Annotated in this window: 10 protein-coding genes; 1 reads left to right on the top strand and 9 read right to left on the bottom strand. The window is 69.0% G+C overall.

Annotation, left to right across the window (positions count from 1 at the left end; genetic code table 11):
• Positions 1-3 precede the first annotated feature (3 nt).
• The 4 genes from DMH03_RS15590 to DMH03_RS15575 form a co-directional block, all read right to left on the bottom strand.
• Complete coding sequence (locus DMH03_RS15590) at positions 4-870, bottom strand: NAD(P)-dependent oxidoreductase (RefSeq protein ID WP_125792665.1); 867 nt, start codon at positions 868-870, stop codon at positions 4-6.
• Between the two features lie 98 nt (positions 871-968).
• A complete protein-coding gene (locus DMH03_RS15585; RefSeq protein ID WP_125792664.1) occupies positions 969-1,547 on the bottom strand; it encodes a TetR/AcrR family transcriptional regulator in 579 nt (192 codons plus the stop codon).
• Positions 1,548-1,594: 47 nt separating this feature from the next.
• The gene (locus DMH03_RS15580) at positions 1,595-2,341 is read right to left on the bottom strand and encodes an arylmalonate decarboxylase (protein ID WP_125792663.1); all 747 of its coding nucleotides are present in this window, start codon (positions 2,339-2,341) and stop codon (positions 1,595-1,597) included.
• 20 nt (positions 2,342-2,361) lie between these two features.
• The gene (locus DMH03_RS15575) at positions 2,362-6,138 is read right to left on the bottom strand and encodes an amino acid adenylation domain-containing protein (protein ID WP_233611517.1); all 3,777 of its coding nucleotides are present in this window, start codon (positions 6,136-6,138) and stop codon (positions 2,362-2,364) included.
• 175 nt (positions 6,139-6,313) lie between these two features.
• On the opposite strand from DMH03_RS15575, the gene DMH03_RS15570 reads away from it, so the two are divergent.
• Positions 6,314-7,180 carry an alpha/beta fold hydrolase gene (locus DMH03_RS15570; protein ID WP_125792661.1) on the top strand — a complete coding sequence of 289 codons (867 nt, stop codon included), beginning with the start codon at positions 6,314-6,316 and terminating at the stop codon, positions 7,178-7,180.
• On the opposite strand, the gene DMH03_RS15565 is transcribed toward DMH03_RS15570, so the two are convergent.
• From DMH03_RS15565 to DMH03_RS15545, 5 genes are read right to left on the bottom strand one after another with little or no spacing between them, the layout of a single operon-like run.
• Positions 7,149-8,207: an NAD(P)-binding domain-containing protein gene (locus DMH03_RS15565; RefSeq protein WP_125792660.1), complete on the bottom strand. Its 1,059-nt coding sequence runs from the start codon at positions 8,205-8,207 to the stop codon at positions 7,149-7,151. The two genes, DMH03_RS15570 and DMH03_RS15565, sit on opposite strands and share 32 nt — an antisense overlap.
• Positions 8,208-8,249: 42 nt before the next feature.
• On the bottom strand, positions 8,250-8,888 hold the full coding sequence (locus DMH03_RS15560) for an SRPBCC family protein (protein ID WP_125792659.1): 639 nt from the start codon (positions 8,886-8,888) through the stop codon (positions 8,250-8,252).
• 21 nt (positions 8,889-8,909) lie between these two features.
• Positions 8,910-9,764, bottom strand: coding sequence for a xanthine dehydrogenase family protein subunit M (locus DMH03_RS15555; RefSeq protein ID WP_125792658.1), 855 nt, complete (start codon positions 9,762-9,764; stop codon positions 8,910-8,912).
• Entirely contained in the window at positions 9,761-12,199 is a 2,439-nt protein-coding gene (locus DMH03_RS15550; RefSeq protein WP_125792657.1) for a xanthine dehydrogenase family protein molybdopterin-binding subunit, read from the bottom strand. The genes DMH03_RS15555 and DMH03_RS15550 overlap by 4 nt, the downstream gene beginning before the upstream one ends.
• Positions 12,199-12,729, bottom strand: a complete 531-nt coding sequence (locus DMH03_RS15545) for a (2Fe-2S)-binding protein (protein ID WP_125786585.1) — start codon at positions 12,727-12,729, stop codon at positions 12,199-12,201. Before DMH03_RS15545 ends, DMH03_RS15550 begins: the two co-directional genes overlap by 1 nt.
• Between the last annotated feature and the right edge of the window lie 353 nt (positions 12,730-13,082).

Below are 13,082 nucleotides of genomic sequence, written 5' to 3'. Positions count from 1 at the left end.
GGACTAAATGCTGGAGTCGAAGGAGGCGAAGTAACCGGCGGCCATGTCCTCGTCGCCGTGTCCGGCTTCGGACGCGCGAGCGAAGCGGGCCCGCCCGGCTTCGACGGCGTCCATCCGGACACCGGCGCGAGCCGCGGCTTCCAGCACCAGCCGAGCGTCCTTCTCGGCGTTGTCGACCGAGAACGCGGTGGTGTAGTCGTTCTTGAGGATCGCGGACGATTTCGCCTGGAAGTAGCCGTTGTCCATCGGGCCGCCGGTGACGACGTCGACGAAGTGCCGCGGGTCGACACCGAGTCCTTCGGCCAGCGCCAGCGCCTCGCCGACGCCGTGGGTCAGCGCGATCACCCAGGTGTTCAGCACCAGTTTGAGCCTGCTCGCCGCGCCCGAGCGGCCGTCTTCGCCGACCCACAGCGTGCGCTTGCCGATCGCGTCGAACAGCGGCTGGACGGTCTCGCGCGCCTCGGCCGTGCCCGCCGCGAGCACGACCAGCTGGCCTTGTTCGGCGGGCTGGCGGGTGCCCTGGACCGGTGCGTCGACAAAGACGAGACCCTGCTCGTCTGCGTACGCGGCCAGTTCGTCGACCGCGTCGCCGACGGTGCTGAGCTGCACCCAGATCGTGCCGGCGGCGGGGGCGGCCGCACGGATCGCCTCCAGCACCGCCGGGCCGTCGGTGAGGACCGTGATCACGACCGGCGCACCCTCGACGGCGTCCGCGGCACTCGCCGCGACCTGGACACCGTCCCCGGAGAGCGCTTCGGCCTTGGCCGCGGTGCGGTTCCAGGCCCGGACCGCGAACCCGGCCTTGCTCAGGTTCCGGGCGACCGGGGCGCCGATGATTCCGGTGCCGAGCACCGCGACGGTCTCCGTCATGACTGGCTTTCACCCCTCAAGGTAGTGGAATGGTCGTTAAAGAACGAGAACGGCGGAAAACCGCGCGAGCGCGGGGTGCTGTCACGAAACCTGGAACATCACAACGCCTGGATGGTGGTTTCGACTACTTGGGTGAGCGCCTGCCGGTCCGCGGTCTTTCCCAGCACCCGCAAGCCGTACATCGCGGCGAGGGTGAACCGCGCCAGCGCCCGTGGATCCCGGCTCTCGCCGATCTCGCCCTCCTGCCGCGCGACGGCGAACTCGGCGTGGAACGCGTTCTCCACCCGCTCGAAGTTGTGGCGGACGCGGGCGGTGACCTCGTCGTCGATCCCGCCGAGTTCGAGGGCGGCGTTGACCGCGAGACAGCCGCGATGTCCGGCCGAGGAATCCAGCTCGTCGTCGACCACGTCCATCAACACGCGTCTGATCCGCGCGCGGATGGTCCCCGGCGCGGCCAGCATCTCCTCGACCCGGGTGGCGGACGTCTCCTCGTAGCGGCGCAGCGCCTCGCTGAACAGCTGCTGCTTGCCGGAAAACGTGTTGTACAGGCTTCCCCGCCCCAGGCCGGTGCCGTCGACGAGGTCCTGTGCCGACGTGGCCGAGTACCCCTTGCGCCAGAACGTACCGACCGCGGCGTCGAGCACCTCGGTGGTATCGAATCCCTTGGGACGGGGCATGCCGCCAGCATCCCACGTTCTGTAACGACCAGTCAAATACCGGCCGTTCAGTGCTCCGACAGCAGGGAGCCGAAGCCGCGCACACGGTCGGCGATGCCGTTCTGGCGCAGGGCATGCCAGTACAGGACGACGTTGTTCGAAAGGACCGGTTTGCCGAGCCAGAATTCGGCGGCCGCCGCGAGCCGCGCCATGGCGACGTTGGTGCCGACCTGGACGATGGCTTCGACGTCGGCGCCGTCGACCTCCTTGACCGCGTCCCGGAGTTCCGTCTCGGAGACGTGCGCGATCCTGGCCGGGCTGGGCATGCCGAGGCCGTGGAGGTTCAGCAGGTCGTAGCCGCTGTCGTCGAAGAACCGCCGCACCGAGTCGTCGCCGACCGGCAGATACGGCGTGATGACCGCGATGCGGCGGGCGTCGTGCGCCGCGAGCGCGGCGTTGATCGCGTCCGGGCTCATGGTCACCGGACGGCCGCCCGCCGCCTCCCGCATCGCGGTGTGGACACGCCCGTGCGCGGGCGTTCCCTCCCAATAACTCTCCGGTGAGACTCCGATGATCACGCAGCCCGGGTCGCAGCCGATGACGCCGCGGATCGCCGGCCGTGTCGACCGCCGGATACCGGCCATGACGTGGCCGAAGCCGGGTTCGTCGACCATCGGGGCGTCGTCGATGACCATCCGGCCGGTGTGATTGGTGACGCCGTCGGGGCGCAGCGCGTCCAGTTCCGGCTGGGCCGAGGTATTGGTGGACGGGACGACGACGCCGACCTTGAGGCGGGGACCGAGAGAGTCGGGCACGGAGGGTTCTCCTTCGCTGGTCAGAGCCGGGCGCGGATCGCCGACACCAGTTCCGCGACCCCGTTCTCCTTGAGGACGCTGTAGTGATCGCCTTCGAGCGTGACCACCTCCGGTGGCGTGGCCGAATACCCGGAGCTGTTCTCGACGAACGAGTAGTCGTCGCCGTCGGCCTTGAACAGCGTCACCCTGGCGGCGATCCGCCGCCGCGCGAGTTCACGAAAGCTGTAGTCGAACTCGTAGGTCTCCTCGACGATCCGGACGATCCTCCGGATCAGCTGCTCGCCGAGGGCGGGCATCAGCTTCGCCACGAACGCCACGAAGCCGTCTTCGTCGCGGACGGTCTCCCGGCAGGCCAGCGGTTCCGGTCCGGAGATCGTCCCGAGGAACACCGACAGCAGGATCGTCAGATACGCCGGGTTCGTGTAGCTCGCCACCCGGTCCCCGTTGCCCCCGACCTCGGGGTTGCCCGGGCAGATCAACAGCAGGTCGTCCACCCGCTGCCCTTGCCGTTCCAGCTGCCACGCCGTTTCGAAGGCGACCCGCGCGCCGAACGAGTAGCCCCACAGCGTGTACGGCCCCTCCGGCTGGACGCGCCGGATCTCGGCGACGTCGGCCTTCGCCATTTCCTCGACAGTGGCGTACGGCGTCTCGCCGGCGTTGATCCCGTGAGCCTGCACGCCGTAGAACGGCCGTCCCAGGTCGCTTTCCGAAGCCAGCGGCCGCAGGTTCATCGGATAGCCGCCGAGTCCCGGCCAGCAGAACACCGGGCGGCCGCCGCCTGTGGCCAAGGGGACCAGCCGTGACGAGGGCCGAGCGGGGCCCTCGCCGATGCGGGCTGCCAGGTCGGCGAGCTTCGGGCATTCGAAGACGACCTGCAGCGGCAGCCGGGTGCCGTACTCGCGATTGATCCGGTTCACCAGCGAGACCGCGGTCAGCGAGTTGCCGCCCGCGGCGAAGAAGTCGTCGCGGGCCGAGACGTCGTCGTAGTTCAGCGCCTTGCCCCACACCTCGGCCAGCCACCGTTCATGGCTCGTCGAGGGCGCGACGTACGGCGCGCCACTGCTCGCGGAGCGGACGGCGTCGGTCTCCGCCAGCGCGTTCGCGTCGACCTTTCCGTTGGCGGTCAACGGCAACGTGTCCAGCACCAGCACCCGGTTGGGGAGCATGTAGTCGGGCAGGGTGGTCGCGAGTTCGTCGCGGATGATCTCCGCCGGGCCCTTCATGTGCACTGCGTCTTCCCGCATGCCCTCGCTGCGTGTCTGCTCCGGGCTCACCTTGCCGCCGAGGAAGAAGTACGACGGTCCGGGGGCGATGCCCTGCCCGGCGAGGATGTCGTCGATCCGCCGGGCGGCGGGTAGCGGGTGACCGCTCTTCGAACTGTAGCCCGCCGACATGAAGCCGAAGCCGAAACCGTTGCGCTGCAAGTGATGCAGCTTGGCGCCGAGACCGACGTACTCCAGTCGCTCGTCGGCGGTGCGGCTGACCGCGGTGATGCCGAAGGCCGCGCGCCCGTACACCTGCTGGTTGATCGCGATCACGTGCTTGGACTCGATCAGCTCGGCGGAGATCCGTTCGAAGTCGCCGTCCCGCCAGCGGTAGGTGCCGGCGACCAGTCCTTCGACACACCCCGGATGGGTTTGCACGAACAGCTCGATGTCGTCCCGTCGTGGCTCGCCGTCGTTGGCGTGCAAGGAGAACGTGCCGAGATAGTGGTCGTCGGCGGCGGCCTCGGCGCGGACGGCGACCGCGGGGTCGAACGCCGCCGGGCTGATCGTGAGGCCGTATCCGGGAAGGATCTCCTCGAACACCCCGACCATATGGCCTGCCTCGAATTCGAGAACCTCGCGGATGTTGTTCTTGTAGACCGGCTCGATGGCGCCGGTACGGCCGATGAAATGCACCGAATGCCCGCTGTCCGCGCTCGCGCCGATCCGGACCAGGGTGTGGTCGATCGGGTGGTAGTAGTACATCCCGGCGCCGAGGCCATCGAGACCACTGGTCTCCAGGTACAGCTGTGTCGCGTAAAGCGCACCTGGCGAGGCGTAGGAGTACTTCGGCAACAGCCGCTCGTCGCTATTGAACCGGCCGAACCACCGCAGGAGCTCGCCCAGTTCGGCGAACGCGAGCTCGCCGGGTTCACGGGAGTACGTGCCGACGGGGCCCGGTGTCAGGAGCGCGGCGAGGTCGTCGCGGGTGACGGCGCCGCCCTCATAGTGGCGATAAGTCTTGCGGGCGAACACCTCCCGGCGCTGATGCCCGGTCTCCCGCTTGCCCGGCAACGCGATCACCGGACGATCCCCGCCGTCGCGTACGCCTGGATTCGACAGCTGCGCCTTGACCTGCAGCTTGTCGGCCTTCGACTGGTGGTGCCCGCCGTGGTTGCCCTGATCCATCACCGCGGCCTCGCGCGGATTCAGCTCCACGCAAGCGACGAGCGCCTTCGACCCGGTCCGCGGGTCGTCGGTCACCGCCGCCGCGGCCCGGCGCACCCAGGTGTGCTCCTCGATCGCCACCGCGATCTCGTCGAGTTCCACGCGGTAACCGCGTAGCTTGACCTGGTTGTCAGCTCGGCCGACGAACTGGAGGGTGCCGTCCGCGTTCCAGCGGACGAGATCACCGGTGCGGTACAACCGTTCGGTCGGGATGAACGGGTTCGGCACGAACTTCTCGCTCGTCTGCTCGGGCCGGTTCAGGTAGCCACGGGCCAGCTGGACACCTCCGATGTACAGTTCGCCCGTCTCCCCGATGTCGACCGGGGCGAGGTCGGCGTCGAGCACGAAGCACTGGGTGTTGTCGACAGGCACGCCGATCGGGACCGTCCCGGCGCCGTCGTCGAGCGTGTCCGGGTCGACGACGTGGGCGGTCGCGTTGATCGTGCATTCGGTCGGCCCGTAGAGGTTGACCAGTCGCGCCGACGGCAGCTCGCGGGCGAGTTCCTTGGCGAGCCGACGCGAAAGCGCCTCACCGCCGGAGAACAGCTTCCGCAAGGAGGTGCAGCCGTCGAGGCGTTCCGTGTCGAGCAACGCCTGCAGCAATGTCGGGACGCACTGCAGAGTGGTGACGTCGTGCTTCACCACCGTGTCGATCAGGGCTTCGGGATCCCGGAAACTCCCCGGCGCGCCCAGCACCACGCGGGCACCCGCGGCGGGCGCCAGGATCTCCCATTGCGCGGCGTCGAAACTCATCGGTGTCTTCTGCAGCACCGTGACGTTCGTGTCCAGATGTCCGCAGGCCTGGAGCCAACGCAGCTGCGACACGACACTGTGGTGCTCGATCATCACGCCCTTCGGTTTCCCGGTGCTGCCGGAGGTGTAGATGACATAGGCGAGCGAGTCCGGCGAAGGACCGCGCGGAATCCCGCCTCCGGCCTCGGCCACCGACACGATCCGTGTCCCGTCGGGCACCCATCCGGCGAGCCGCCCGGCGAGATGCGGCTGCGTGACGACGACGCCGGTATGGCTGTCTTCGAGCATGTACCGCAACCGGTCTTCCGGATACTCCGGGGACAACGGCAGATAAGCCGCACCGGAAAAGAGAATGCCCCAGACGCCGACCATCAGGTCCGCGGAAGGCTCGACGTACAGGCCGACGGTGTCGTTCGCGCCGATTTCCAGCCCGGCGAGGTGCGCGGCGAGTCCCGTACTCGCTTCTTCGAGTCCGCGAAAAGTCATTTCGCGATCGCCGTCGACGACGGCGACCGCGTCCGGCCGCGTTCCCGACCAGTGCCCGAGCAGCTCCGGAAGGCAGGTACCGGAACGGACGCGATCAGGCGGTGCGGCGTGGTGAATCGAAGACATGTTCATCCCCCATGGCGAATATCGCGGTTTTGTTCCCGGTCGAAAGGTGTGGGTGTGACCTTCCGGAGATACCGGACGGCGAACAGGAGTCCGAACAACGCCCGGCCGACCATTCTTTGCCACCCTTTGGGGCGACCGAGCTCAGCGGGTGCCGGAATACGCCACACTCGAAGGCATGATTCCCACTTTCGTTTTCGTGCACGGTTCGGGAAGTTCGGGACACTCCTGGTCGGCCACCCAGCGGGAAATGGCGGCACGCGGGCATCGGACGCTCGCCGTCGATCTCCCCGGCCGCGGCGCGGGTATCACCAGGGCCTATTACGAACAGGACCTCGCAACCTTCGCCGCCGAGCCGTCAGCGATGAGCGACGTGACCGCGGACGACTTCGTCGGGCAGGTCGTCGACGCGGTACGGCTGGCGCGCCGCCACGGCCCGGTCGTGCTGGTCGCGCACAGTTTCGGCGGGCTCCCGGTCACCGCCGCCGCCAACGCGATCCCCGAACTGATCGACCGGGTCGTCTACGTCGCCGCGCAATGCCCGGTGGACCGCGCGCCCGGTGAGTACCCGGGGTTGCCCGCGTGGTCGTCCTCCGATCTCTTCACCGCGACCGCGCCACTTCTCGTCGGCGACCCGGCGCGCCAGGGTTTCGTCCGCGTCAACTGGCGCGGCGCCGACCGCGCCCAGCGTGACGCGCTGCGCAGGGCCATCTCCGGCGAACTCACCGAAGAGCAGTTCCTCCAGGTCATCGTGACGAGCCAGCCGGACGAGGTGTTCTGGCTGGCCGGGACCGAGTGGGACCATCGCGCCGGCAAGGACACCTGGGGGCGCATCCCGCATACGTTCGTCAGGCTGACCAAGGACCGCTCGATGCCGCCGGCCGCGCAGGACCTCTACATCGCCGAGGGCGACGCGCTCACCCCGGAGAACCCGTTCGACGTCCGCGATCTCGAAAGCAGTCACGCCGGCTTCTTCCGGCGGCCCGCCGGGCTGGCTCGGATTCTCGACGACGTCAGCGTCCGAGCAGGCGCCGGATCTCGGTGACGGCCGCTCGCCCCGCCCGGTTCGCGCCGACGGTGCTGGCGGACGGGCCATAGCCGACCAGGTGCAGCCGCGGCTCGGCGACGACCCGGGTGCCGTCCATCCGGATCCCGCCGCCCGGCGCGCGCAGGCGCAACGGCGCGAGATGGTCGATCGCGGCACGGAATCCGGTGGCCCACAGGATGATGTCGGCGGGTTCGAAGGTGCCGTCCGCCCACTCCACCCCGTCCGGCGTGATCCGCTGGAACATCGGACGCCGGTCGAGGATGCCCGCGTCGATCCCCGCGCGCACCTCGGGCGTCACCGCCAGATCGGTCACGCTCACGACGCTTTTCGGCGGCAGGCCCTCCCGGACCCGCCGGTCGACCTTGGCGACGGCCTCCCGGCCCCAGTCCTCACTGAACGGCTCGTCGCGCCAGACCGGCGGACGCCGCGTCACCCAGCGCGTCGAGCGCGTGAAGGGCGCCATCTCCAGCAGCAGCTGGACGGCCGACGCGCCACCGCCGACCACGACGACGCGTTTGCCGCGGAAGTCGCCGACGCCGGTGTAGTCCGCGGTGTGCAGCTGGCGGCCGCGGAAGGTCTCCTGCCCCGGGTAGTACGGCCAGAACGGGCGGTCCCAGGTGCCGGTCGCGCTGATCACCGCACGCGCGGCCCAGCTTTCCGCAGCGCTCGCCACGACCAGCCGATCGTCCTCGGCGCTCACCGACAGGACGTCGACGGGCCGATGGACCGGAAGGTCGTAGGTGCGCTCGAAACGGCCGAAGTACTCGGCGACGGCCTCGGCCGCGGGCTGTTTCGGATCCGGGGTGCCGAAGGACATACCCGGAAGGTCGTGGACGCCGTGGACCTTCTCCATCACCAGCGAAGGCCAGCGGTACTGCCAGGCGCCGCCGGGTCGTTTGCCGTGGTCGAGCACGACGAAGCCCGCCTCGTTGGCGAATCCCGCGCGGCGCAGGTGATACGCCGCCGACAGACCGGCCTGACCGGCCCCGACCACCACCACGTCGACTTCGTGATCCGCCTTCATACGGGGTTCAACGGTGGCGGGCCCCGGCTATTTCCTTCTATGTCACTGTGCGCGCCGCGTCACAGCCCGCACGATCGCGACCACCAGGAGCACCCCGGCGAGGGCCACCAGCACCGGCGCCGCGCGTTTGACCACGGATTCGCCCACATACTCCATCAGGTCGATGGCTTCGCCCTCGGTCACCGGCTTGACCGCTTGCAACGGCGGGCGTTCCCGGGGTTTCTCGGGCTCGGGCTCTGGCGTGCCGAGTTTGCCGGACAGGCACTCCGCGAACGAGTCGAGGATCTTGCCGCCGACCTCGGAGATCATCCCGCGCCCGAACTGCGCGGGTTTACCGGTGACGGCCAGCTCCGTGGCGACCGCGCCATGGGTGACGCCGTCCTTCTCGGTCAGGGTGAGCGTCACCGTCGCAGACGCCGTGCCCGCACCGCGGGCGTCCTTTCCGGCGGCCTTGATGACCACCTTCTTCGCGTCGGCGTCCTTCTCGACGAACTGGCCGGTTCCCTTGTAGAGCAGGGAGATCGGCCCGAGCTTGACCTTCACCGTGCCTTTGAAGGCGTCCCCTTCGACTTCGGTGAGGGTGGCGCCGGGCATGCACGGCGCCACCCGTTCCGGGTCGATGACGGCCTTCCAGACCTCGTCGACCGGGGCGGGAACGGTGAATTCGTGGTCGAGCCGCACGGGCCGACCTCCCTTCTCTTGTCAGGCGCCTGCCGCGGCGAGAACCGCCCGTCCGGTCAGCACCCTGGCGAGGTGCTGCCGGTACTCGACATCGGAATTGCCGTCGGCCGTGGGGTTCGTGCCCTCGGCCGCGCGTTCGGCCGCGCCGCGGATCGCTTCGGCGGTGGCCGCGCAGCCGACCAGTGCCTCCTCGACCCCGGCCGCCCGCACCGGTGTCGAGCCCATGTTGGTCAGCGCGACCCGCGCCTCCTCGATGGTGCCCGCCTCGGTGCGGACGCAGGCCGCGACCGCGACCATCGACCACGCCTGGGCGACCCGGTTGAACTTCTCGTAGTGGGCGCGCCAGCCGGTGTGCTTCGGCACGCGGACCTCGATCAGGAGCTCGTCCGCGGCGAGCGCGGTGGTGAACATGTCCTGGAAGAAGTCCGCCGCGGCGACCGTCCGCCGTCCACCCGGCCCGGCGACGACGAGTTCGCAGCCGAGCGCGAGCACGGGGGCGAGCAGGTCGCCGGCGGGATCGGCGTGCGCGATGGCGCCGCCGAACGTGCCTCGATGGCGGATCTGCGGATCGGCGACCGTGTCGGTGGCGGCCTTGAGCAACGCGGCGTGCTCGGCGACCAGCGCGTCCCGCTGGACGTCGTAATGCGTGGTCATCGAGCCGATGACCAGCGCGTCGCCGTCGTCGGCGCCACCACGCAGTTCGGCGACCTTCCCGAGGTCGACCAGCGTGGTCGGCGTGGCGAGCCGCATCCGCAGCACCGGAAGCAGGCTTTGCCCGCCCGCCAGCACCTTGGCGTCCTCGCCCGCTTCGGCGAGCGCGCTGATCGCTTCGTCCACTGTGGACGGAGCGACGTAGTCGAACGGGGCCGGGATCACTGGGCACCTCCGGTGGCGTCGATCGAACCGAGACCGCCACCGGCTTCGGAACCCAGTCCGCCCTCGGCGGCCGACCGGTGCTGGATGGCGTTCCAGACCCGCATCGGGGTCAGCGGCATTTCGATGTCGTTCACCCCGAAGTGCCGGACGGCGTCGACCACGGCGTTGACCACCGCCGGGGTCGAGGCGATCGTGCCCGCCTCACCGACTCCCTTGGCGCCCAACGGGTTCGTCGTCGATGGTGTCTCGGTGCGGTCGGTGGTGAAGCTGGGCAGGTCCGCCGCCGACGGGAGCAGGTAGTCGGCGAACGTCCCGGTGGTCAGCGTGCCGCCTTCGTCGTGGACGGCCTCCTCGAACAACGCCTGCGCGATGCCCTGCGCGAGTCCGCCGTGCACCTGGCCTTCGACGATCAGCGGATTGACGGCCACGCCGACGTCGTCGACGCAGACGTAGGAGCGCAACCGCACACGCCCGGTTTCGGTGTCGACCTCGGCCGCGCACAGATGCGTGCCGTGCGGGAAGGAGAAGTTCTCCGGATCGAACGTGTCCGACGAATCCAGCGAGGGTTCGACGCCGTCCGGCAGGTTGTGCGCCGAGAACACGGCCCACGCGATGTCCTGGATGGATGTCGAGGAATCCGTGCCCTTGACCGAGAACTTGCCCGCCGAGAATTCGAGGTCGTCCTCGGCGCACTCCATCAGATGCGCCGCGATCGGCTTGGCCTTGGCGAGCACCTTGTCCGCCGCGTTGACCACGGCGATCCCGCCGACCACCAGCGACCGCGAGCCGTAGGTGTCCATGCCCTTGTGCGAGGACTGGGTGTCGCCGTGGATGACCTCGATGTCCTCGAACGGGATGCCGAGTTTGTCGGCGACGATCTGGCTCCACGCCGTCTCGTGGCCCTGGCCGTGCGCGGAGGCGCCGGTGATGACCTCGATCTTGCCGGTCGGCAGCACCCGGATCTCCGCGTGCTCCCAGCCGCCCGCCGCGTAGTCCAGCGAGCCGAGCACCCGTGACGGCGCGAGACCGCACATCTCGGTGAACGTCGAGATGCCGATGCCGAGCTGGACCGGGTCGCCCGATTCCCGCCGTTCCTTCTGTTCGCGGCGGAGGCCGTCGTAGTCGAAGAGCTGCTTGGCCTTGGCGGTCGCGGCCTCGTAGTCGCCCGAGTCGTAGGTCAGCCCGGCCACCGTGGTGAACGGGAATTCCTCGTGTTTGATCCAGTTCTTCTCGCGGATCTCCAGCGGGTCCATGCCCAGCTCGACGGCGAGTTCGTCCATCATCCGCTCGATGCCGAACGTGGCCTCCGGCCGCCCGGCGCCGCGATACGCGTCGGTGAGCGTGGTGTTGGTGAACACGTTGGTGCAGGAGAAGTGGTACGCCGGGAACTTGTAGATGGCGTTGAACATGAACGCGCCGAGGATCGGCACGCCGGGGCCGACCAGCCCGAGGTATGCGCCCATGTCGGCGAGCAGTTCGACCTTGAGGCCGGTCACCGTGCCGTCGCGGTTCGCGGTGATGGTGAGATCCTGGATCTGGTCGCGGCCGTGGTGCGCGGCGACCATCGTCTCCGACCGGGACTCGGTCCACTTGACCGGTTTGCCGAGCCGCTGGGCGATGAGCGTCGACATCATCTCCTCGGGCAGCACGGCGATCTTGCCGCCGAACCCGCCGCCGACGTCCGGCGCGATCACCCGCACCTTGTGCTCGGGCAGGCCGAGCGTGGCCGCGGTCATCGTCTTGAGGATGTGCGGGACCTGGGTGGCCGACCACATGACCAGCTGGCTGCCCGTCGGGTCGACGACGCACGCCCGCGGTTCCATGAACGCCGGCACCAGCCGCTGCTGACGGAAGCGCCGTTTGAGCACGACCTCGGAGTTCGAGATCGCGTCCTCGACGCTGGAGCCGGTGCCCGCGTCGGCGGAGTCGAAGACCCAGACCGCGTTCTGGTTGGTGCCGAGGTCCTCGTGCACCAGTGGCGCGCCCTCGGCGAGCGCGTTCTCGAGCCCGAGAACGACCGGCAGTTCGTCGTACTCGACGTCGATCGACTCGAGCGCGTCGTGCGCTTCGGCCGACGTCCGGGCGACGACCACCGCGACACCCTCGCCGGCGAAGTTCACCGTGTCCGAAGCGAGGATGGGCCGCCTCGGCGACTTCATGTCCGGGGTGATCGGCCACGCGCACGGCATGCCGATGGCGCTCTCCGGGTCGAGGTCCTTCCCGGTGAACACCGCGACCACACCCGGCGCGGCCTTCGCCTCGGTGACGTCGATCGAGACGATCTTGGCGTGCGCGAACGGGCTGCGGAGCACCGCGAGATGCAGCATGCCGGGCAGGGTCAGGTTGTCGGTCCAGCGGGTCCTGCCGGTGATGAGGCGCTCGTCCTCCTTGCGGCGACGGGACTTGCCGACCTCCGGTTCGATCGTGGAGGTCATCACTCACCACCCGCGCCGACACGGGAAGCGGTGTCCGAGGCGAGCCGCTCGGCCTCGGGACCGGCACCGGGCCGCATCTGGTGGGCGGCGTCGCGGACCGCGCGGACGATGTTCTGATAACCCGTGCACCGGCACAGGTTGCCTTCGAGACCTTCCCGGACGGCCTTCTCGTCCGGATCGGGATTGTCGGCGAGCAGGTCGATCGACTGCATGATCATGCCGGGCGTGCAGAAACCGCACTGGAGCGCGTGATTCTCGTGGAAGGCCTTCTGCACCGGATGCAGTTCGCCGTCGCGGGCGAGTCCCTCGATCGTGGTGACCTCGCAGCCGTCGGCCTGGACGGCGAGTACCGAACAGGACTTCACGCTGTGCCCGTCGAGATGGACGGTGCAGGCTCCGCAGTTGCTGGTGTCGCAACCGACCACGGTGCCTACCTTCCCGACCCGTTCGCGCAGATGGTGCACGAGCAGGGTCCGGGGCTCGACGTCGTCTGTGTAGGTGGTTCCGTCGACGGTGACGGTGATGCGCATCAGGCCTCCAAAAGCAAGAGAAACCCCGCGCTGGTCCGGGGTCGTTCGGGAGCGGCCGGTCATTCGGTTGTCACGGACCGACCCCGGGGCGACCGTGATCGGACTCACAGTCGAGCGTGCTACTCAGGGCCGGTCAGGGCAACCCCCACCAGGGGGTGACTCCTTGGCGGTGGCGCAGATGCGTTCAAAGGGGAGGAATGGCGGCGCAGAAGCGGAAATACGGCGAGTGTCCATTCGGTACTGACTCGTGAGTGGTAAGGACAGTTATTGAGCCGAAGGTCGACCGTGTCTTGTCGGGCGGAGTGTCCGAGGACCGGGGGCCGCTGGGTGGTCGTGAGTGTTATGTGTCGTTC

This window comes from Amycolatopsis sp. WAC 01376 (assembly GCF_003947415.1).
GTDB lineage: Bacteria > Actinomycetota > Actinomycetes > Mycobacteriales > Pseudonocardiaceae > Amycolatopsis.
This window is presented reverse-complemented; position numbering and strand designations above follow the sequence as displayed.